We start from the raw sequence: 19,902 nt of genomic DNA on the forward strand, positions 1-19,902 counted from the left end.
GCGGCGGGACGACGACCCCTCTGCCCCGGGTACGATCACCTCATGACGACTCTTGTGATCGGCGGCGCTGGATACATCGGATCGCACGTGGTGCGACTCCTCCTGGAGCAGGGGCAGGAGGTGGTGGTGGTCGACAACCTCTCCACGGGCCTGCGCAGCCGCACCGAGGGCGCGGAGCTGATCGAGCTCGACGTGACCCTCCCCGAGGCGCGTGAGAGGCTCGCCTTCCAGATGCAGGCCTCGGGCGTCGATTCCGTGATCCATTTCGCCTCCCACAAGCAGGTGGGCGAGTCCGTGGAGAAGCCGGAGATGTACTGGCACGACAACATCGGCGGTCTCGCCAATGTGCTGGCCGCCTGCTCGCAGGCCGAGGTCCGCGACATCGTGTTCTCCTCCTCGGCCGCCGTGTACGGCATGCCCGACGTCGACCTCGTCACCGAGGACCTCGCCCCGCAGCCCATCAACCCCTATGGCGCGACCAAGTACGTGGGGGAGTGGATGCTCGCCGATGCCGAGCGCGCCCATGACATGCGCACCGTCGCCCTGCGCTACTTCAACGTCGCCGGGGCCGGCTGGCCCGAACTGGCGGACACCGCGGTGATGAACCTGGTGCCGATCGTGCTGGACCGGCTCGAGCGGGGGCTGGCGCCGGTGGTCTTCGGGGACGGCTACGACACGCCCGACGGCACCTGCATCCGCGACTACGTGCACGTCCTCGATCTCGCCCATGCCCATATCGCCGCGCTGGACTACCTGCGCGGTGAGGAGCGCCCGCATCGCGCCTTCAACGTCGGCACCGGTGAGGGCTCCAGCGTGCTCGAGGTGATCGACGCGATCGCTCGCGCCAAGGGCATCGAGATCACCCCCGAGATCGGGCCGGCGCGCGCCGGGGACCCGGCGCGACTGATCTGCTCCGGCGACCGTATCGCCCGGACCCTCGGCTGGAAGTCCGAGCACGGCCTGGACGACATCGTCCGCTCCGCGGTCGAGGCGCGCGCAGCCGGGATCACCCCCGACGTCGAGGCCTACCCGGAGGCCTGAGCGGCGCATCGGCGGGGCCCGCATCCCTGCCGGGCCCCGCATCCCTGCCGGGGCCCGCGTCTCGGCCGGGGCCGTGTCGCGTCCTCCGTGTCGAGCGACGGGTGCATCTACTGGCGCTCAGCCAGCACGGAGGCCTGTACAGGGACTTACCTGCTGGCTCAGCGCCAGTGGATGCAATGGGGCACCCGTGCTGCGAGTCACGCGGGTGCCCCGGGCCGCAGAGCACGCGGGGCGCGTGCCGGACGGAGGTCGGCTCAGGTGAGGTAGCGGTAGATCGGATCCTCGGGATCCACCCGCTCGATCTCCATGTTCGAGGCGGCCATCCGCGCCATCAGCGGTTCGAGATCCTCGCGGTCACCGATCTCGAGACCGACCAGGGCCGGGCCGGCCTCGCGGTTGTTGCGCTTGATGTAGTCGAACAGCACGATGTCGTCGTCCGGGCCCAGCACCCGGTCCAGGAAGCGGCGCAGCGCACCCGGCTCCTGCGGGAAGGTGACCAGGAAGTAGTGCTTGAGACCCTCGTGCACGAGGGAGCGCTCCACGATCTCGTTGTACCGCGAGACGTCGTTGTTGCCGCCGGAGACGACCACCACCACGTCGCCGGTCTCCTCCGCGGGATCGGTGGCGTCGTGCCCGGCCCGGCCGAGGTGCTCGATCGCGCCGATCGCGACCGCGGTCGCGGTCAGCGCGCCGGCGGGCTCGGCGATGATCCCCTCGACCTGGTAGAGCTCGAGCATCTCGGTGCAGACCGCCCCTTCCTCCACCGAGATCAGCTCGGGGTGGATGGCCTGGACCATCCGCAGCGGTCCGGTGCCGACCCGGCGCACGGCGGCCCCGTCGACGAAGCGGTCCATCTCGTGGAGGGTGACCGGGCGCCCGGCCCGCACCGCAGCGGCCATCGAGACCGCCCCGGCCGGCTCGACCCCGACGATCCGGGTGGAGGGGCTGCGCTCCCGCAGCCAGGCCCCACAGCCTCCCAGCAGCCCGCCGCCGCCGACCGGCACCACCATCGTGCCCATCTCGCGGCCGTGCTCGGTGCGCAACTGCTCCGCCGCCTCGAGGGCGACGGTGCCCTGACCGGCCATGATCAGCGGGTGGTCGAAGGGAGGGACCTGCGTGGCGCCGGTGCGCTCGGCGTCGTCGGCCGCAGCCTCGGCGGCGTCATCGAAGGTGTCGCCGATCAGGATCAGCTCGACCAGCTCGCCGCCGATCGCGGTGATCCGTTCGCGCTTCTGGCGTGGCGTGGTGCCGGGCACGTAGATGCGCCCGCGGATGCCGAGCGCCCTGCAGGCCTGGGCGACGCCCTGGGCGTGGTTGCCCGCGCTCGCCGCGACCACGCCCGCCTCCCGCGCCGTCTGATCGAGAGAGTCGAGGAAGAGATGGGCGCCGCGCAGCTTGTACGAGCGCACCGACTGCAGATCTTCCCGCTTGAGCCACACCGGCACCCCGGCCAGCTCGCTCAGCCGTTCGCTGAGCTGGAGCGGGGTGCGCCGCAGCACCGGGGCGAGCCGCTCCGCGGCTGTCTCGATGTCGGGGGCTCGCACCGGCAGGTCCGCAGCCTGCACGGTCTCCGTCGTCGTCGGTTCCCTCACGTTGTTCCCTCCTCGATGGACTCGGCACGGGTGATGACCAGGGCCGTCGCTATCGCGGCCACACCTTCGCCGCGACCGGTGAGCCCCAGGGCGTCGGTGGTGCTGCCGGAGACCGTGACCGGTGCTCCGGCGGCCTCGCTCATCGCGGCGCAGGCCTCGTCGCGGCGTCGGGACAGCCGCGGGCGGTTGCCGATCACCTGCACCGAGATGTTGCCGATCCGGAATCCGGCCGCCTGCACCCGGCGAGCCGCTTCGCCCAGCAGCCGCGCACCGGAGGCTCCGGCCCATTCCGGCTGATCCACCCCGAAATGGGAGCCGAGGTCGCCGATCCCGGCAGCGGAGAAGAGGGCGTCGCAGGCGGCGTGGCAGGCGACGTCGGCGTCGGAGTGGCCGACCAGCCCCGGTTCCCCCTCCCAGCGCAGCCCCGCCACCCATAGCTCACGAGCGGTGCCGGTCGGGGCGAAGGCGTGCACGTCCACCCCGATGCCGGTCCGGGGCAGCGGTGCCGGGGCGGGCGCGGTCATCGCTGCTGGTTCCCGGACCCGGTGCCCTCGGCATCGATCCGTGCCAGCAGCCGATCGATGTCGTCGTAGGTGACCTGCGGGTTCGTTCCCAGCAGCAGCGGCATCCCGGAGATCTGCGGGATCCCGAGGGCGTCCGGGAGGTTCACGGTGCTGATCACCAGGTCGGCGTGGAAATCTGCCGAGAGCAGATCCATCACGGTGGCCTGGACGACGTGCGCCTCGCGGCCGCGGGAAGCGATGTGGTCGCGCACCTGCTCCGCGATCAGTGCGGAGGTGGCGATTCCTGCGCCGCACACGATGGCGATGGTGAGCATTCGATCTCCTGGACTGTGGTGGTGTGGGGTCTGTGCGCCGATCTGCTGCGCTGCTGCGCAGCAACGGCACCGGCGAGGGTAGATTCTCTCACGTCCCTGCTGGGCGATCCACGAGAGGGGCGGGGGCGTCTACGATTGCCCGCGTGACCCAGCCCCGCCGCGCCCGCCACACCCGCCTGCATGGCCGGGCTGCCGGCGTGGTGCTCGCCGGTGGGTCGGGCACCCGCGTGGGGGCCGGGATCAACAAGGCGTTCCTGCCGTTGGCCGGGCGCAGCATCGCGGCCTGGGGCCTGAACACGCTCTCCGCCGTCGAAGGCATCGGGATCCTCGTCTTCGTGGTCCGCCCCGACGACCTCGAGCATGCACGCTTCGTGGATGCCCGGGAGACGGACTCCCCGCTGGAGATCATCACCGGGGGAGAGACCCGCCAGGAGTCCGAGCTGCTCGCCCTGCGGCACCTCGCCGACCGCATCGACAGCGGGGCCATCGACACCGTGCTCATCCATGACGCCGCCCGCCCGCTGGTCTCCCGCGGGCTGGTCTCGGCGGTGCTGCACGCCGCCCGGGAGACCGGGGGCGCCGTTCCCGGCATCCCTGCCACGGACATCGCCGCGGCCGGGCGGGGCGATGCTCTCTCGGGGAGCTCCCGGCACCATCGGCACGCCCTGGTGCGGGTGCAGACCCCGCAGGGCTTCCACGCCGCGACGATCCTGGACGCCTATGAGTCTGCCGCGCGCGCCGACTTCGTGGGCACCGATACTGCCTCCTGCGCCGAGGAGTACACCGATATCCCCGTGACCTGGGTCCGCGGCGAGGAGACCAATTTCAAGATCACCTATGCACAGGACCTGCTCCTGGCACAGGACGTGGTCAGCGCGCTAGGTTTGAGGTCAGGGTGAGGAGGGGCCGATGAACATCGAGGAGAGCTTCCTGCGCTGCACCGCCTGCGAGCAGGACGCGGAGCACGTGGTGGTCTACGCGGGCCGTTTCGTCTCGCAGATCAAATGCGCCGGTTGCGGCGCGGTCACCAGGCTCGATGTCTCCGAGGACTATCTGCCCGATCTGCGTCAGCGCATCTCCAGCAAACCCCGGCGCCTGATGCGCAGGCTGCGCCGGGATCCCGGCGAGCTGGCGAGCAGCCTGCCCAGGAGCACGCTGTCCAAGCCCGGCCGGATGGCAGCGGAGTTCCGGATCGTGTGGAGGAGCCGGCGAGGCCGTTGAGACCGGTGCGGGCGGTGGTGCGCCGCCCGGCGGATCAGCTGGGTCGTGCCAGTCCGTGGCGGTGCGAGGTGTCCCGCGCCAGCCCCAGGGAGATCTGTGCCTGCCAGAGGCTCAGTCGGTCCCGCACCGCGAACCCGGCGTGCGATCCCTGCACTGTGCGCACCTGCAGCCCCTGGGCGACCGCGGCCCGGATCTCGTCGAAGCCGCCGGCGTCGGCGTGCTCCGCGTGGCCGGACCCGGCGCTCGATGCCGGCTGCTGCGGCGCCGAGGAGTCCATCGGCAGCACGGACTCGAGCATTCGGCGCCGTACCAGGCGCGGACTCTGCAGCCCCGTCAGGGTCGAGCGATCGATGTTGCGCAGCCCGTCGGGGCGGACCTCCTTGACGGAATCCGTCAGCGGGATCACCGGGACCACGGCGTCATCCTCCTGGCGCAGGGCTGCCAGGACGTCGCGGACGACCGTCCCCGGGGTGAGCGCACGCTCCGCATCGTGGACCAGCAGCAGCTCCTCCGAGCTGCGCTCGAGAGCGGCGCGGAGCGCCCCGTCCCGGCCGCCGGCGCTCGCGATCACCGGCATGCTGCGCCCCAGCGTCGCGCGCAGGACCGCGTGAGCGGGCGCCGTGGTGATCACCAGCGGCGCCGGCAGGCCGGCACCGTGCAGGGTGCCCAGGAGCCGGTCGATGAGCCGGGAGCCCCCGAGCCGCTCGAGACACGGGATCGACGCGCCCTGCGACAGGCCCGGGGCGGTCGGCGCGAGCGCGAGGACGACCGGACGCACGGTGGTCGGGGACGGGGCGGACGACATGAGCGAGGGCGTGCTCAGGAGGCGAGGACCTCATCGAGGATGGACTCGGCGCTGGCCTCATCCGTCTTCTCGGCCAGGGCGAGCTCGGAGACCAGGATCTGCCGCGCCTTCGCCAGCATCCGCTTCTCCCCGGCGGACAGCCCGCGATCCTGATCGCGACGCCACAGGTCGCGCACGACCTCCGCCACCTTCTTCACGTCACCGGAGGCGAGCTTCTCGACATTGGCCTTGTAGCGGCGCGACCAGTTCGTGGGCTCCTCGGTGTAGGGCTGGCGCAGCACCTCGAAGACCTCCTCGAGGCCTTCCTTGTCCACGACATCCCGCACGCCGACGAGATCGACGTTCTCTGCGGGGACCTCGATGGTCAGATCTCCCTGGGCGACCTTCAGCTTGAGGTACGTGCGGTCCTCGCCTTTGATGGTGCGGGTCTTGACCTCTTCGATGAGCGCGGCACCGTGGTGCGGGTAGACGACGGTCTCGCCGACGGCAAAGTTCATGTGGTGGGTCCCCTTTCCGCGCCTCACTCTAGCATCGAGGGCTCGTGATAAAATGCCTGCCGACCTGGCGGATAGCGCCTTCGAAAGGCATTTCTCCGCAGACGGCTGCGGCGTGGTGCCCGGCATCCCGGGGGCTCACGGTGGGGTACCCTGTCAGAGCTGTCCCAGTACGTCCCCGCCGCTCAGCGGTATCGAACAGGAGTTCCCCGTGCGCCGTTCCCGCCGTTCCGTGCTCTCTGCCGCAGCCCTGGGCCTTGCGCTCGCGGCCACCGGCTGCACGTACATGTCCCCGGTGCAGACCAAGGACTTCTATCAGGCGGCCGATGGCACCAATGCGACGATCACGCAGGATGACGCCTTCTTCGCCGGCGTGCGCGACGCCGTGCTGGTCGTCGCCGATGACGGCACCCCGACGTTCTTCGGTTCCGTCGTGAGCTATGCGGACGAGGAGATCACGGTCTCCCTCGAGGGGCTGACCTCCGAAGGCTCCTCGATCTTCTCCACCGAGACGCAGGTGCCCGCGCACGGCTCCGTGGAGCTGGGCCCGGGAGAGGGCCAGCAGCCGGTGCCGATCGATGCGACCGACGTGGCCCCCGGCACCGTCCTGGACCTCGAGGTCACCGCCGACGGTCAGAGCACCACGATCTCCCTGCCCGTCCTGGACGGCTCTCTCGAGTACTACGAGGTCGAGGACCCGGCTGCGAGCTGATCCTCGCGAACACCGTCACACAACGCCCCGCAGCACAGGCTGCGGGGCGTTCGTCATCCCGCCCGGGACGGTCGCCTCCCGGCTCCCAGCGGTCTCCGTGCCGGCGGAGGGCGCTTCAGCTGCCGGATTCGAGCTTGTAGCCCAGGCCTCGCACCGTGACCAGGCGCACCGGGTTGCGGGGGTCCTCCTCGATCTTCCCGCGCAGCCGCTTCACGTGCACGTCCAGAGTCTTGGTGTCGCCGACGTAGTCGGCCCCCCAGACCCGATCGATGAGCTGGCCGCGGGTGAGCACCCGGTCCAGGTTGCGCAGCAGCATCTCGAGCAGCTCGAACTCCTTCAGCGGCAGCGCCACCCCGTCGCCGCGCACCTCGACCACGTGACGCTCCACGTCCATCATGATGTCGCCGGCGCTCAGGACCGCGTCGTCCTCCGGTTCTGCGGAGTCCTGGCCGCGCCGCAGCACCGCCTTGATCCGGGCCAGCAGCTCCCGTGAGGAGTAGGGCTTGGTGACGTAGTCATCGGCGCCGAGCTCCAGGCCCAGCACCTTGTCGAACTCGTCATCCTTGGCGGTCAGCATGATGACGGGCACGCTCGAGCTGCGCCGGATCTCCCGGCACACCTCGGTGCCGCTCATCCCGGGCAGCATGAGGTCCAGCAGCACCAGGTCGGCGCCGTGGGTGGAGAAGATCCGCAGCCCTTCGGTGCCGGTGCCCGCCACGGCGACCTCGTACCCCTCCTTCCGCAGCGAGTACGAGAGCGGATCGGAGAAGGACTCCTCGTCCTCCACGATCAGGATGCGCGTCATATCAGTGTGCCTTCCCGGACCGGTGACCGGTCGCCTCGGTGGATGCGGGGGAGCGTGCGGTCTCGAAGGCCGCAGCCTGTCGTGCCCCCGCGGTGATGGCCTCGGTGCGGCCCATCTCGGGCAGCCGGAGGGTGAAGGTCGATCCCTGCCCCGGCAGCGACCAGGCGGTGACCTCGCCGCCATGGTCGCTCGCGATGTGCTTGACGATCGCGAGGCCGAGCCCGGACCCGCCCGTGGCTCGTGAGCGTGCGCGGTCCACCCGGAAGAACCGCTCGAAGACCCGCTCCAGGTTCTCCTTGGAGATGCCCATTCCCTGGTCCTTGACGGAGACCTCGACCATGCCCTCATCGCGGCGGACGGATATCCCGACCCGGGTGCGCGGGTCGGAGTAGGCGATCGCGTTGGAGACCAGGTTGGACAGTGCGGTGGTGAGCATCGAGGCGGAACCGAAGACCTGCAGGCCGTCCGTCCCGCCGACGGCGACCTCGATTCCGGCACCGAGGGCGAGGTTGCGGTTCAGGGCGACCGCGCTCTCGACCACCTCATCGATCGTGATCGGCTCCGCATCCGGCAGCGCTGAATTCCCCTGGACGCGGGAGAGCTCGATGATCTCCTGCACCAGATGGGAGAGGCGGTGGGTCTCGCTCTGCATGCGCCCGGCGAAACGACGCACGGCCTCCGGGTCCTCGGCGGCGTCCTCCATCGTCTCGGCCAGCAGCGTGATGGCACCGACCGGGGTCTTCAGCTCGTGGGACACATTGGCCACGAAATCCCGTCGGGTCTCCTCGACACGCACCGCACGGGTGAGGTCGTCGGCCAGCAGCAGCGCGCCGTGCACGCCCAGCGCCCCGATCCGCACGTCGATCACGGCCTCGGCATCACCGTGGCTCGAGCGCTGCAGGGTCAGGCGCTCATCCCGGAATCCGCCATTGCGGCCCACATCGGCGGCCAGTTCCATCAGCTCGCTGCTGGCCAGCCGCGGATAGTCGCCCTCGGCCGCGCGCACGATCCCGTAGGAGTAGGCCAGCGGCGAGGCGCGCAGCACGTCGCCGGCGGCGTCGAGCACCACGTACGCGGACGACAGGATCGCCAGCACCTCGGTCGCGGCCTCGGGGATCACCGGGTCTAGCGGGGCGAGGCCCGCACCGTGACGGCGATCCATCCTGGCGAGCGTCAGCGTCGCCGCGACACCGATCACCAGACCGATCGCGCCGGCGAGCACGAGGAGCGCAGACAGGGGCACCTGCACAGCGTAGGCCCCCGGCGCCCTGGATCCAGCGCCCGGCGCGGGCGGCGCCATCGCCTGAACCACGAGTTCATCTAGCAGATGCTTCGGGTTCACAGCGCATCGCCTCCCGTTCACGCCCGGCTGGGAGGCTCGCGGCACGAGGCCCCACGACGTCAGGAGAACCCACCATGCGCGAGGCGTACCAGAGCGACCTGCGGCACATCGTCGACGACCTGGTCGATATGGCCGAGATGGTCGGGACAGCGCTCGAGGGCGCGACCACCGCATTGCTCGAGGGCGATCTGGCGCTGGCGGAGCGGGTGGTCACCGCCGACCCTCACCTGGATGCACGGCAGGTGGAGCTGGACGCGAAGGCCGTCGAGCTGCTCGCCCGCCAGTCGCCCGTGGCCACCGACCTGCGCCTGCTGGTCGCCACGCTGCGCATGAGCTCCTCGCTCGAGCGGATGGGGGACCTGGCGGCGCATGTCGCGCTGATCGCGCGCCGCGCACATCCCGAGCTCGCGGTGCCGACTGAGCATCGCGACCAGATCGCCAGGATGTCAGTGCTGGGATCGGCCGCGCTGCAGGCCGCCTCCGAGGTGATCGAGAGCCGGGACCTGGCGCTCGCCGCCCAGGTCGAGAAGCGCGATGACGAGCTGGACGAGCTGATGCTCACGATCTCGCGCGAGATCTCCGGCAGCGATGAGGACACGTACACCAACGCTCAGGTGATCGACCTCACCCTGCTGATCCGCTTCTACGAACGGATCGGGGACCACGCGGTCTCGCTGGTGCGTCGCATCGGCTTCCTGGTCACCGGCGATTCCCTGGACGCGCTCGGTGATGGCGTGGACGTCCAGGTGTTCTGAACCTCCCCACCCCGATGCCGCAGGAGGGCGTCCCGCAGCTCAGCGGGACGCCCTCCTGCGGGCCCGGACCACAGCCGGCCGCAGCCCGCTCAGCCGCGGTTGGGGCGCGGACGCCGCATCGTGAGCCGCTCGGCCCCGGACTTCGCGCCGCGCTTGGCGGCCATCCGCAGCCCCTGGAGCAGGACCCCGGAGACCGTCGCCCACAGCATCATCTTCCAGACGGGCTGCTCGTCCACGGGATCCTTGATGGCGGCGATCTCGGATTTCGGGAGCCCGTCCTTCTTCGCCTGCTTGCGGCGCTTGGCGACATTCTTCTTCGCGGCCTTCTCGGCCTGGACGGTGGGGGCCTCCTCGCCGAAGACGGCACCCCAGCCCGCCGCGGCGGCCTTGGTGCCGAGCTTGGCAGCGACGATGCCCGCCACGGGGACGGCGATGCTCACGAGCGGATTGGCCACTGTTTCCTCCAGGCGTCGGGTGGACCGGCGGTGCTGCCGGTGCGAGGGATCGAGGTGCTCAGTACGTCCCTGCGTGCTGAGCGTAATAGGTTCCCATGTCGTCCGTGCGCAGAGCGTCCCGCAGCACGTCCATGGCCTCCTCATCGGTCGCGACGACGCTCGCGCCGCCGCTGGTCATGTACGGGTCGCCGTGCGGCACCGCGAGGAAGTACAGATCGCCGCTGCGGACGGACCGCATGGACAGGCCCAGCTCCACCATCGTCGTGGCGCTCAGCCCGTCGTCGGTGGTCAGGAACGGGGAGATGGTCTCGATCGTGTCGGCCAGCTTGCGCGGGTCGCTGAGCGTATCGGCGCTGATGAGCTTGTCGGCGATGCCCTTGAGGACCGCCTGCTGGTTGCGATTGCGCTGGAAGTCCCCGTCGGCGAACTGCTTGCGCTCGCGCACGAACGTCAGCGCCTCCGCGCCGTCGAGCGTCTGGACGCCCTCGGTGAACTGGTGGCCGCCCGCCTGGAAGCTCTGGGGCACCTGGACGTCGACCCCGCCGAGGGTGTCCACGAGACCTTCGATGCCGTCGAAGTCGATCAGCGCGACGTGGTCGATGGGGACCCCGGTGAAGTTCTCCACCGTGGTCACCGCCAGCCCCACGCCGCCGTAGGCCAGAGCGGAGTTGATGCGATCCTTGCCGTGCCCGGGCACATCGACATAGAGATCGCGCGGGAAGGACGTGATGAAGACGCTCTCGTCGTCCTCCGAGACGTGCACGAGCATCATCACATCCGAGCGCTGACCGCTGACACCCTGGGAGGCCGCGTCCTCCGCGGAGCGCTTGTCCGATCCCAGCAGCAGGAAGTTGCGGCCGGTGCCGTCGATCTCCTCGGGCCGTTCACCGTCGGAGACGCCCCGGGTGATCTGCACGACCGTGCGCTTCTCATAGGAGTTCTGGAGCCCGTTCAGATAGTTGCCGATCACCAGGCCGACGCCGATCACCAGCGCGGCCACGATGAGCAGCGCGATGAGGGCGGCGCGGCGTCCGCGACGCCGTCCGGGGTCGGGCTGGTCATCGTCTTCCCAGTCGCCGGGGAGTTCGACGTCGGCGGGGTCGGTCATTCAGGTCCCTCTCTGACGGTGCCGCTCGGGGCGGTCACTGCTCCGTCGACTCCTCGATGTCCGAGGTGCCGTCCGGCGCCGGGGGCCGAGGCCCCCGGGTGTACGCGAGATCCCATATTAGGCGTCCTGCGGCGCGACCCTTGCTCTCGAAACCGGTCTTCACACGACCCTCGAATCGGGGCGCCCAGCCGGTGGCCGCCATATCCGGGGGGATCGCGTCCGAGGAGCGGCCCTGCGGGCGTGGACCGCTGGGATGCAGCAGGGTCAGCTCGGGCCGCGCATCCAGCTGGGAGCGCATGTGATGGGCGTACTGCGCCCAGTCCGTGGCCAGGCGGAACACCGCTCCCTCAGCGAGCAGCGGCAGCACCGCGTCCAGGAACGGAGGATTGATCAGCCGGCGCTTGTGGTGGCGCTGCTTGGGCCAGGGATCGGCGAAGTACACCCACAGCTCGTCGATGGAGCCCTCGGGCAGCATCGCCGGCAGCGCCCCCTGGGCGTCCAGGGGCAGCATCCTGAGGTTGTCGGGGCTCCCGCACCGCTCCACGCGGCTGAGGGTCTGCGCGAGACCGGGAAGGTACACCTCGACGCCGAGATGATCGCGCTCCGGGTGCTCGAGGGCGGCGGCGACGATGTTCTCGCCGGTGCCGCTGCCCACCTCGACCACCAGCTCGGCGCGGCGACCGAAGATCTCGGCGGGCTCCAGCCGAGTGCCCGCGGCGGGCAAGGTGTCGCGATGGCCCCGCGGCGGGTCGATCACGTAGCGGGGGAGAGGCGGTCCCACGCCTTCTGCCTGCCCTGCGAGAGGCGCTCTCCGCGGCGGACGAAGGAGACGACGTCACGGTGCGTGCCCTGCTTCCGCCTGTTCCTTTCCGGGCCGGCGGGCGCGGAGGTGTCGACGCCCGTGTCACGGGCGTGAGGATCCGTGGTCATCGACGCCTCACCGCACTCGACGGAGGGTGCCATCCTCGATAGCCACCTTGACCTCGGGCAGCTGACGGGTGGCCGGACCCAGCAGGACCTCGCCGGTCTCGGCGTCGAAGCGCGAGCCGTGGCACGGGCAGTCGAGCTCGGCCTCGTGCTGGCGCAGTGCGCAGCCGTTGTGGGTGCAGTAGCCGGAGTAGGCGGTGAGGTCATCGCCGGTGCCGCGGACGATCAGCACGAAGGGCTGCTGCCCACCGAAGTTCACCAGGGTGCTCGCGTCCTCGGGGATCTCCTCGAGAGGGATCCCGCCGTCGTCCGCGCGCAGCGGCTCCGCGGTGCCGAAGCCTTCATCCTCGGGGCCGCAGGCTGCGAGACCACCGAGTCCGGCCGCGGTGGCGGGGATCAGGAGGGCATGACGACGAGAGAGGCACGGGCGTTCCATTGCTCCAGGATAGCGAGGACACCGGATGCGGAGCACTCGGCGTCGGAACCGTGTGACCGCTCATACGTCGGCGGCATCCATCTCCCGAGGGTCCCAGGTGAGGATCCGACGGGCGCGCCAGCCACGATCCCGCACCGCGTCCAGGGCCTCCCGCCGACGCGCCGGCGTGAGGCGATCGAGGTAGAGCGAGCCGTCGAGATGGTCGACCTCATGCTGCAGCGCGCGGGACAGCACACCGCCCTCGTCCTCGACGACGACCTCAGCGCCCTCGAGGTCGGTGCCGGTCACCCGGGCCCCGCGATGACGAGCGGTGGAGAAGCCCTCGCCGGGCACGGACAGGCAGCCCTCGAGGGTCTCCTCGTCCAGGACGATGCCGCCGAAGCGCTCCAGCACCGGGTTCAGGATCGCGCCACGCCGCAGCGCGCCCTCCGCATCCGTGCACGAATACACGAACAGGCGCCATCGCGCGCCGACCTGGGGAGCGGCGAGACCGGCTCCGGACGCGGCGTCGTTGGTCTCGAACATGTCCTCCACCAGGGTGCGGAGCTCGTCGGTGACCTCGCGGACCCGGCGCGTGCGCTGGGAGAGGGCGCGGTGGCCGACGATGGTGATGGGGCGGACGGTCATGCGGGGGGTTCTCCTGTGCTCGATGGGCCGGACCGGTCCTCGGTGGATGCTGAGTCGCTGGTGAGGCGGTGACGGGTGGGCGGGTTCACCGCGAGCGGATTGCGGGCATCGACGATCCAGGGGCCGCGCGGCCGCCGCAGCGGCCGCCCGCTGCGTGCGGATCCGGCGACCAAGCGGCTCAGCTCCTCGTTCTCGGCGGCATCGGCCGCCAAGAAGTCCAAGGTGTGCGAGGCATGGGGCTCGAGCACGATATGGTCCCAGGCGTCCAGACCGCTGGCGATCTGCCGGGCGCGCAGGAACTCCGCGTCCAGGGCTGCGCCGGTGATCACCACGATGTTCGCCAGCCACAGCAGGATCAGGATCGCGATCAGCCCGTTGAGCGCGGTGAGGACCTCCGCGAACCGGGTCGCGTAGACCAGCAGCTGCCCGGCCACCAGCGCGGCACCGAACAGCACCAGCACGCTGAGCGTCGATCCGAGCGTCATCAGCCGGTACCGGGGCAGGCGCACATTGGGGAACAGGTAGTAGGCCAGGGAGACCCCGATGATGAGGATCACCAGGAGGATCGGCCACTTCACGAAGTTCCAGGCCGCGAAGGCGATCTGGGGGATCCCGATGAACTCACCGATGCGCTGCGAGGCCTCGCTCCCCATGATGATCATGCCGGCCGCCAGCAGGACCACCGAGATGATCAGCACCGTCTCGCCGAACACGATGGTGCGGAACCACAGGAACGGGCGACCCTCCCGAGTGTCGAAGACCCGGTGGAGGGCGCGGTGGAACGCGGCGACCCCATTGGAGGCGGACAGCAGGGACCCGGCCGTGCCCAGCAGCAGGCCGAGCACGCCGCCGCTGGTGCTGGAGACCGCCTCGATCGCCCGGAGGAAGGGTCGGGGATCCAGGGTCGGGAAGATCTCGGTGATCAGCTTGGAAAGGGCCCGGAGCGTGTCCACCTCGACCCCGATCAGCGACATCACCGAGACCGCGGCGACAGCCCCGGGGAACAGCGACAGCAGCAGGTAGAAGGTCATGGTCCCCGCCACATCCCACACCTGGATGTCCAGCAGCCGCATCCGCACCCGGTTCAGGACGTGCAGGACGCTCAGCCGGGGTCGGGCGATCTCGACCGTCGGCCTCGGCCGACGCGGGCGGGATGCTGTCACCGTGCTTCTCCGGGCTCAGAGGCGGGGCGCCCGGGACGGGCGCTGGGGGAGATCATCCCACCGGGCGGGCGGGGCCCCGGGATGCTGCCGCGCCCCTCAGCTCTGCTCGATGATGTCATCGGGATCGCTGGCGACGGGGTACTCCCAGGGCTCCTCGGGATCCGAGGGGACGAAGGAGGTCATGATCGAGCCGTCGGCGCGTTCGTCCCCGAGCCCGACGGGCCTGGCCAGCACCGAGTCATCGAGCAGCGGGCCCTGATCCGCGAGGGCGACGCAGGTGCCGTCGGCGGTGACCGTGACGGTCTCGCCGCGCACGGTGACCTCGATCTCGTCACCGGTCTCGAGGATGAAGGAGATCTCCTCGCGCACCAGGCGCACCCGGATGCGGGAACCCCGCACGGTCAGCGGGAAGCCCAGCTCGGGCCAGTCGACGGGCAGGCGCGGGTCGAAGGAGACCCGGCCGTTGTCGTGCCGCATCCCCCGAACCCGTGCACCAGGGCGTTCCAGACACCTCCCGCGGAGGCGATATGCACGCCGTCGGCGGTGTTTCGGTGCAGGTTGGCCAGGTCCACGAAGAGTCCGGTGCGGAAATAGTCCTGCGCGGCCTTCTGATGCCCGACCTCCGCGGCCATGATCGACTGCACCACGGCCGAGAGCGAGGAGTCCCCGGTGGTGATCGGGTCGTAGTACTCGAAGTCTGCGCGCTTCTCCTCGGCCGTGAACTCGCTGCCGCGCAGGAACAGTGCCAGCACGACATCCGCCTGCTTGATCACCTGGAAGCGGTAGATCACCAGCGGATGGAAGTTCAGCAGCAGCGGGAAGGCCTCGTCGGCGGTGCTGGAGAGGTCCCAGATCTCCCGCTCCAGGAACCGGTCCTCCTGAAGGTGGATCCCCAGCGACTCGTCCTTGGCCACGTGCATGCCGTCCGCGCAGTCCACCCACTGCTCCAGCTCCAGCTCGTCCAGCCCGAGCTCGACCCGCATCGCTTCGTATGAGTTCTCGTCGGCCGCGCGCAGCTCGTCCACCGCGCGGGCGGCGCGGCGCAGATTGAACCGTGCCATGACGTTGGTGAACATGTTGTTGTTGACCACTGTCGTGTACTCGTCCGGGCCGGTCACGCCGTTGATGTGGAAGCTCGAGGTGCCGTCGGCCCGCAGCCGCCAGAACCCCAGATCGGCCCACATCCGGGCGGTCTCCACCAGCACCCGCACCCCATCTCGGTGCTGGAAGTCGAGGTCGCCGGTGACGTCCACGTACTGCGCGAAGGCGTAGGCGACGTCGGCATCGATGTGGTACTGCGCGGTGCCGGCGGCATAGTAGGCCGAGGCCTCGTCGCCGTTGATGGTGCGCCAGGGGAACAGGGCACCGCGCTGATTGAGCTCGCGTGCCCGTTCCCGGGCCTTGGGCAGCAGGTTCGTGCGGAACCGCAGCGCATTGCGGGCCCAGCGCGGCTGGGTGAACGTCAGGAACGGGACCACGTAGATCTCGCTGTCCCAGAAGTAGTGCCCCTCGTAGCCGGAGCCGGTGACGCCCTTGGCAGGGATGCCCCACTGGTCGGAGCGGGCTGCGGCCTGGGCGATCTGGAACAGGCACCAGCGGGTCGCCTGCTGGGCAGCGGGCTGGCCGGGCAGCTCGACGTCCGAGGTGCGCCAGAAGTCCGCGAGGTACTCCCGCTGTTCACGGAACTGGGCCTCGAACCCGGTGCTGCGCACCCGATCCAGGGTGCGGCGGCAGCGGTCGAACAGCTCGCGGTGGGGGACCGAGCGGGAGGAGTGGTAGGTCACCGCCTTGCGGACGGTCAGCGACTGCCCCTGTTCGAGATGGGCGCGGACCACCTGGCGGCCCTTGTCCTCGCTGGTGTCGACCAGCCGCTCCACCTCGGCCTCGGACTCCACCTCGTGATCGGCGCCGACGGCGAGAGTCATGCCGGAGTTCGCCACCCGATAGCCCAGCAGCATCCGGCGCTCGCTGTGCCAGTCCTGCAGCGGCTCGAGCACGCGATGAGTGAAATCGGTGGTCTGCCGCGGATCGGCCTTGTCGGTGCGCGGGCCGCCCGCGACCCCCGCCCCGAAGTCATCGCGGAAATCCTCCCGGTTGATGATCTGGGAGGAGACCGCGATCGGGGCGGCGCCGTCGAGCATCTGGACCCGCAGGGTCATCAGGGCCAGATGCCGCTGCGGGAAGGAGACCATGCGGGAGGAGCTCACCCGGACCCGCTTGCCTGCGGGGGTGCGCCAGATCAGCTCGCGGTGCAGCACGCCCTCGCGGAAGTCGATCCAGCGCTCGTACTCCTCGAGGTCCGCGATCGACAACAGCAGCGGCTCGTCGTCCACATACAGCTTGAGCACGGAGGAGTCGGGCACCGAGATCATCGTCTGGCCGTTGCGGGCGAAGCCGAAAGCGGATTCGGCGTGGTTGATCGTCCAGGTCTCGTGGAACCCGTTGAGGAAGGTGCCATGGCGCTCGGCGTCGCGGCCCTCTTCCGGCGTCCCTCGCATCCCCAGGTAACCGTTGGCCGTTGCGAAGAGGGTCTCCATCAGGCCCAGGTCGCTGTTGGGCCGGGATTCCACCAGCCGCCACTCGTCCAGCGGCAGGTGGGTGCGGTCGACGGGATCGGCGGGCAGCACGCGGCGACGGCTCATGAGATCTCCTCCAGATCTGCGACGACCACGGTGGCGCCGGCCGCGGCGAGCTCGGCGGCACCGGCCCCTCGGTCCACTCCGATCACGGCGCCGAAGCTGCCGGCGGCGCCGGCCTGGACCCCGGAGACGGCATCCTCGTAGACCACCGCCTGCGCGGGCTCGACGCCGAGCAGCCGCGCGGCGTGCAGGAAGGTGTCCGGGGCGGGCTTGCCGGGCAGGCCCTCCCGGGCGGCGACATTGCCGTCGACGATGTGCTCGAAGCGGTCCTGCAGGCCGGCTGCGCGCAGCACCTCCTCGGCATTGCGGGAGGAGGACACGATGGCCAGGCGCGCGGCGGCGGGCAGCGCGTCGAGGTAGGCGACGGTGCCCGGATAGGGTGCGACCCCCTCGGCGCGCAGCAGGGTGAGGACCAGATCGTTCTTGCGGTTGCCGAGACCGCGCACCGTCTCCTCGCTCAGCGGCTGGTCACCCGGATCGGTGTCCTCTCCCTCGGGCAGGGTGATCCCGCGCGATGCGAGCAGGGCACGCACCCCGTCGTAGCGGGGGCGACCGTCGACGTGGGTGAAGTAGTCCGCCTCGGTGTACGGCTCTGCGACCTCGCGGGAGGAGAGGAATCCCTCGAACATGCGGGCCCAGGCGTGCATATGCACTTCGGCGGTCGGGGTGATGACCCCGTCCAGGTCGAAGAGATGCGCCGTGAATCCGGCAGGTCGGAAAGTTTGCTCAGCAGTCACGCCCGTCATGCTACGGGCAGCTGCGGCCGGATGCAGGCAGCGGGTCATGGCCCCGCGGTGTGCCGGTGGGCTACTCTGCGAGGGTCCGCATCCGTGCCTGGCGCCGATGCGGAGCGGCCGAGACCCTTCCGAGGAGAAGATGACTGTCACGGAGTCGTTGCCCGTGGTGGACGCGGTGCGACGTTCGCTCGAGATCCACGAGCAGGTCCCCGAGCGGCCCGGCCGGGTGCAGGTGATCTTCACCCTGACCGCGAACTTCGCCTGCGCTCCAGCCCGCCTGTGGCCCTTGCTCACCAGGCCCCGCGAGCTCGCGCACTGGTTCGGTCCGGTCAGCGGCGAGCTGCGCGAGGGTGGTTGCTTCGAGGCACCCGGAGGTGCTGGCGGCCGCATCCTCCAGGTGCAGGAGCCGCACCGGCTCGGATTGACCTGGGGGCGGGCGGCGGGGAGGACCCGTTGCTGCTCCGGCTCGATCCGGAGGACGACGGCACCACGCTGCTGATGCTGCGCCACAGCGCGATGCTCGACGCCGAGGATTTCGCGCGCACCGGCCCGGGCGCGCTCGCCCTGGGTTGGGAGATCGCGCTGCTCGCACTGGCTGCGCACACCGACGGCTGGCAGGCCACCTGCCTGGCACCGATCCCGGTGCCGACGCCCCACTGGCTGCACGGGCCGCAGGGCGCGAGGCATGTCCGAGCCTGGTCGGTCCGCTGGGCGGCGGAGGCCGTCGCGGCCGGGGTCGAGGAGCGCACCGCTCGACAGGGCGAGAGCGAGACCGTCCGGCGCTACCTCGAGCACTGACCTGGGCCCGGCCCGCCGGCGTCCGGCCGGCGGAACTCTTTGCCCGAGCTCATCATCTGCTGACAGACTCGGTCGGTGACCACCCCCGCAGCGCGCTCCCCCTCCCGGGACCCGCGTACCCCGGGGCAAGTGCTGCGGGGCCTGGTGCCCTCCGTCTACGCCCCGACCCTGCTGGAGTTCGTGGGCCTGGCGGCGCTGATGCCGGTGATCCCGCTGCTCGCCAGAGAGCTCGGATTCTCGGTGCCGCAGGCGGCGGCGCTGACCGTCATCTTCGGACTCTCCTCCTTCCTCGGGCCGATCCCGGCCGGGCGGCTGATCGACAGGATCGGGGCGCGGCGGGCGCTGATGGTCACCGGTGCACTGCTGGTGGTCTCCAACCTCGCCGCCTTCGCGCTGATCGGCCCGGCGCTCGGGGCCGGCGCCGCCACCATCGGACATCGCCTCGCGCTGATAGGCCTGTTGCTGGTGATGGCCGTGAGCATGCAGGTATGGCAGCTGGGGCGCCAGACCTACCTCGGCACCGCACTGCCGCCGTCGCTGCGTGCCCGCGGCATGACCCTGTTCGGCGGCGTGATCCGGATCGGCCAGGTGATCGGTCCGCTGCTCGGCGCACTGGTGATGGCGCTGGGGTCGATGGCCGGGGTGTTCCTGCTGTTCGCCATCAGCGCCGCCGCCGGCACGGTGATGATCGCCGTGTTCCTGCCGCCGGGGGAGTCCGGTCCCGAGCCCGCAGCGCCGCAGGAGAGGTCCCGTCGGCGCAGCCCCGCCCGGATCCACCTGGACCGCGCGGTCCTGGGGCGGATGCTCCTGGTGGGGCTGGGCATCGCCCCGGTGATGATGGCCCGGGTGAACCGCCCGGTGATCGTGCCGCTGCTCGGTGATGCGCTGGGCCTGGACCCGGTGTGGATCTCGATCGTCTTCGGGGTCAGCGCCGTGCTGGAGATCCTGCTGGTGCTGCCCGCTGGCACGCTCATGGACCGGTACGGACGCGCCGCCGTGGCCGTCCCCTGCGCGCTCCTGATGGGCCTGGGGTTCCTGCTGCTGGGACTGCTCGGCACGGTGCTCGCCGGCAGCGGTACCGCTCTCGCGATCCTCGCACTTCTGGTCCCCACCCTGCTGATCGGGCTGGGCAACGGGCTGGGGTCGGGGATCGTGATGACGCTCGGAATCGATGTCTCCCCGGTGCATGGACGCACCAGGTACCTCGCCTGGTGGAACACGATGCTGGGGGCGGGCAGACTGGCCGCGCCCCTGATCGTCACCGGGATCACGCTGTTCGCACCGGTCGCCGTGGCCGGTGCCGCCACCGGTGCGATCTGTCTGGCGGGAGGGCTGTGGCTGACACGAATACTGCCCCGCGTCACCCCGTCCGGGAGTACCCGGGGGAGGTGAGACGAGGCAGTGGTG

General features: G+C 70.5%; 22 protein-coding genes and 1 pseudogene. 8 read left to right on the top strand and 15 right to left on the bottom strand.

Annotated features, from left to right (window positions below):
* Positions 1-42: 42 nt before the first annotated feature.
* Positions 43-1,041: a UDP-glucose 4-epimerase GalE gene (gene galE, locus CFK39_RS12620; RefSeq protein WP_089065753.1), complete on the top strand. Its 999-nt coding sequence runs from the start codon at positions 43-45 to the stop codon at positions 1,039-1,041.
* A 254-nt stretch (positions 1,042-1,295) separates the two neighbouring features.
* Here galE and ilvA read toward each other — a convergent pair whose 3' ends face one another.
* Genes ilvA through CFK39_RS12635 form a run of 3 tightly spaced genes read right to left on the bottom strand, consistent with a single transcriptional unit; the run spans position 1,296 to position 3,471 of the window.
* Positions 1,296-2,633, bottom strand: a complete 1,338-nt coding sequence (gene ilvA, locus CFK39_RS12625) for a threonine ammonia-lyase IlvA (protein ID WP_245822609.1) — start codon at positions 2,631-2,633, stop codon at positions 1,296-1,298.
* Complete coding sequence (gene ispF, locus CFK39_RS12630) at positions 2,630-3,157, bottom strand: 2-C-methyl-D-erythritol 2,4-cyclodiphosphate synthase (RefSeq protein WP_089065754.1); 528 nt, start codon at positions 3,155-3,157, stop codon at positions 2,630-2,632. The genes ilvA and ispF overlap by 4 nt, the downstream gene beginning before the upstream one ends.
* The gene (locus CFK39_RS12635) at positions 3,154-3,471 is read right to left on the bottom strand and encodes a PTS sugar transporter subunit IIB (RefSeq protein ID WP_089065755.1); all 318 of its coding nucleotides are present in this window, start codon (positions 3,469-3,471) and stop codon (positions 3,154-3,156) included. The genes ispF and CFK39_RS12635 overlap by 4 nt, the downstream gene beginning before the upstream one ends.
* Before the next feature lie 143 nt (positions 3,472-3,614).
* On the opposite strand from CFK39_RS12635, the gene CFK39_RS12640 reads away from it, so the two are divergent.
* On the top strand, positions 3,615-4,370 hold the full coding sequence (locus tag CFK39_RS12640) for an IspD/TarI family cytidylyltransferase (protein WP_089065756.1): 756 nt from the start codon (positions 3,615-3,617) through the stop codon (positions 4,368-4,370).
* A gap of 10 nt (positions 4,371-4,380) precedes the next feature.
* Positions 4,381-4,692, top strand: a complete 312-nt coding sequence (locus CFK39_RS12645; RefSeq protein WP_089065757.1) for a hypothetical protein — start codon at positions 4,381-4,383, stop codon at positions 4,690-4,692.
* 34 nt (positions 4,693-4,726) lie between these two features.
* On the opposite strand, the gene CFK39_RS12650 is transcribed toward CFK39_RS12645, so the two are convergent.
* Positions 4,727-5,497, bottom strand: coding sequence for an IspD/TarI family cytidylyltransferase (locus CFK39_RS12650; RefSeq protein WP_089065758.1), 771 nt, complete (start codon positions 5,495-5,497; stop codon positions 4,727-4,729).
* 14 nt (positions 5,498-5,511) lie between these two features.
* A complete protein-coding gene (locus tag CFK39_RS12655) occupies positions 5,512-5,994 on the bottom strand; it encodes a CarD family transcriptional regulator (RefSeq protein WP_089065759.1) in 483 nt (160 codons plus the stop codon).
* 208 nt (positions 5,995-6,202) lie between these two features.
* Between CFK39_RS12655 and CFK39_RS12660 the strand changes: the two genes are divergently transcribed.
* Positions 6,203-6,703 (top strand): hypothetical protein, encoded by a 501-nt coding sequence (locus CFK39_RS12660; RefSeq protein WP_089065760.1) that lies wholly within the window; start codon positions 6,203-6,205, stop codon positions 6,701-6,703.
* Positions 6,704-6,818: 115 nt separating this feature from the next.
* On the opposite strand, the gene CFK39_RS12665 is transcribed toward CFK39_RS12660, so the two are convergent.
* Both CFK39_RS12665 and CFK39_RS12670 read right to left on the bottom strand, forming a co-directional pair.
* Positions 6,819-7,508, bottom strand: coding sequence for a response regulator transcription factor (locus CFK39_RS12665; protein ID WP_089065761.1), 690 nt, complete (start codon positions 7,506-7,508; stop codon positions 6,819-6,821).
* Between the two features lies 1 nt (position 7,509).
* Positions 7,510-8,751, bottom strand: coding sequence for a sensor histidine kinase (locus CFK39_RS12670; protein WP_089066441.1), 1,242 nt, complete (start codon positions 8,749-8,751; stop codon positions 7,510-7,512).
* 173 nt (positions 8,752-8,924) lie between these two features.
* On the opposite strand from CFK39_RS12670, the gene phoU reads away from it, so the two are divergent.
* Entirely contained in the window at positions 8,925-9,605 is a 681-nt protein-coding gene (gene phoU, locus CFK39_RS12675; protein ID WP_089065762.1) for a phosphate signaling complex protein PhoU, read from the top strand.
* 89 nt (positions 9,606-9,694) lie between these two features.
* Here phoU and CFK39_RS12680 read toward each other — a convergent pair whose 3' ends face one another.
* The 8 genes and pseudogenes from CFK39_RS12680 to CFK39_RS12715 form a co-directional block, all read right to left on the bottom strand.
* Positions 9,695-10,060, bottom strand: a complete 366-nt coding sequence (locus CFK39_RS12680) for a DUF4235 domain-containing protein (protein ID WP_089065763.1) — start codon at positions 10,058-10,060, stop codon at positions 9,695-9,697.
* Between the two features lie 58 nt (positions 10,061-10,118).
* Positions 10,119-11,168, bottom strand: a complete 1,050-nt coding sequence (locus CFK39_RS12685; protein ID WP_089065764.1) for an LCP family protein — start codon at positions 11,166-11,168, stop codon at positions 10,119-10,121.
* 34 nt (positions 11,169-11,202) lie between these two features.
* A complete protein-coding gene (gene trmB / locus CFK39_RS12690) occupies positions 11,203-11,949 on the bottom strand; it encodes a tRNA (guanosine(46)-N7)-methyltransferase TrmB (protein WP_245822611.1) in 747 nt (248 codons plus the stop codon).
* 156 nt (positions 11,950-12,105) lie between these two features.
* The gene (locus tag CFK39_RS12695) at positions 12,106-12,531 is read right to left on the bottom strand and encodes a QcrA and Rieske domain-containing protein (protein ID WP_089065765.1); all 426 of its coding nucleotides are present in this window, start codon (positions 12,529-12,531) and stop codon (positions 12,106-12,108) included.
* Positions 12,532-12,591: 60 nt separating this feature from the next.
* Positions 12,592-13,158, bottom strand: a complete 567-nt coding sequence (gene def, locus CFK39_RS12700) for a peptide deformylase (RefSeq protein ID WP_089065766.1) — start codon at positions 13,156-13,158, stop codon at positions 12,592-12,594.
* Positions 13,155-14,321, bottom strand: coding sequence for a YihY/virulence factor BrkB family protein (locus CFK39_RS12705; protein WP_157697166.1), 1,167 nt, complete (start codon positions 14,319-14,321; stop codon positions 13,155-13,157). Before CFK39_RS12705 ends, def begins: the two co-directional genes overlap by 4 nt.
* Positions 14,322-14,417: 96 nt before the next feature.
* Positions 14,418-16,963: pseudogene (locus tag CFK39_RS12710) on the bottom strand (glycoside hydrolase family 65 protein).
* Positions 16,960-17,706: an HAD family hydrolase gene (locus CFK39_RS12715; protein WP_089065767.1), complete on the bottom strand. Its 747-nt coding sequence runs from the start codon at positions 17,704-17,706 to the stop codon at positions 16,960-16,962. The pseudogene CFK39_RS12710 and the gene CFK39_RS12715 overlap by 4 nt, the downstream one beginning before the upstream one ends.
* 130 nt (positions 17,707-17,836) lie before the next feature.
* Between CFK39_RS12715 and CFK39_RS16975 the strand changes: the two genes are divergently transcribed.
* From CFK39_RS16975 to CFK39_RS12725, 3 genes are all read left to right on the top strand, one after another.
* Positions 17,837-18,196, top strand: a complete 360-nt coding sequence (locus tag CFK39_RS16975) for an SRPBCC domain-containing protein (protein WP_245822613.1) — start codon at positions 17,837-17,839, stop codon at positions 18,194-18,196.
* Positions 18,151-18,495: a hypothetical protein gene (locus CFK39_RS16980; RefSeq protein ID WP_245822614.1), complete on the top strand. Its 345-nt coding sequence runs from the start codon at positions 18,151-18,153 to the stop codon at positions 18,493-18,495. The genes CFK39_RS16975 and CFK39_RS16980 overlap by 46 nt, the downstream gene beginning before the upstream one ends.
* Positions 18,496-18,570: 75 nt before the next feature.
* Entirely contained in the window at positions 18,571-19,887 is a 1,317-nt protein-coding gene (locus CFK39_RS12725; RefSeq protein ID WP_089065768.1) for an MFS transporter, read from the top strand.
* The last annotated feature ends 15 nt before the right edge of the window (positions 19,888-19,902 follow it).

Origin of the sequence: Brachybacterium avium, assembly GCF_002216795.1 — a bacterium.
In the GTDB taxonomy this organism is placed as follows: Bacteria; Actinomycetota; Actinomycetes; order Actinomycetales; family Dermabacteraceae; genus Brachybacterium; species Brachybacterium avium.

Bases quoted from the DNA above. Each gene is read 5' to 3' on its own strand.
- galE (WP_089065753.1), top strand. From the start codon at position 43: ATGACGACTCTTGTGATCGGCGGCGCTGGATACATCGGATCGCACGTG.
- ispF (WP_089065754.1), bottom strand. From the start codon at position 3,157: ATGACCGCGCCCGCCCCGGCACCGCTGCCCCGGACCGGCATCGGGGTG.
- CFK39_RS12635 (WP_089065755.1), bottom strand. From the start codon at position 3,471: ATGCTCACCATCGCCATCGTGTGCGGCGCAGGAATCGCCACCTCCGCA.
- CFK39_RS12645 (WP_089065757.1), top strand. From the start codon at position 4,381: ATGAACATCGAGGAGAGCTTCCTGCGCTGCACCGCCTGCGAGCAGGAC.
- CFK39_RS12650 (WP_089065758.1), bottom strand. From the start codon at position 5,497: ATGTCGTCCGCCCCGTCCCCGACCACCGTGCGTCCGGTCGTCCTCGCG.
- CFK39_RS12655 (WP_089065759.1), bottom strand. From the start codon at position 5,994: ATGAACTTTGCCGTCGGCGAGACCGTCGTCTACCCGCACCACGGTGCC.
- CFK39_RS12665 (WP_089065761.1), bottom strand. From the start codon at position 7,508: ATGACGCGCATCCTGATCGTGGAGGACGAGGAGTCCTTCTCCGATCCG.
- phoU (WP_089065762.1), top strand. From the start codon at position 8,925: ATGCGCGAGGCGTACCAGAGCGACCTGCGGCACATCGTCGACGACCTG.
- CFK39_RS12685 (WP_089065764.1), bottom strand. From the start codon at position 11,168: ATGACCGACCCCGCCGACGTCGAACTCCCCGGCGACTGGGAAGACGAT.
- CFK39_RS12695 (WP_089065765.1), bottom strand. From the start codon at position 12,531: ATGGAACGCCCGTGCCTCTCTCGTCGTCATGCCCTCCTGATCCCCGCC.
- def (WP_089065766.1), bottom strand. From the start codon at position 13,158: ATGACCGTCCGCCCCATCACCATCGTCGGCCACCGCGCCCTCTCCCAG.
- CFK39_RS12715 (WP_089065767.1), bottom strand. From the start codon at position 17,706: ATGACGGGCGTGACTGCTGAGCAAACTTTCCGACCTGCCGGATTCACG.
- CFK39_RS16975 (WP_245822613.1), top strand. From the start codon at position 17,837: ATGACTGTCACGGAGTCGTTGCCCGTGGTGGACGCGGTGCGACGTTCG.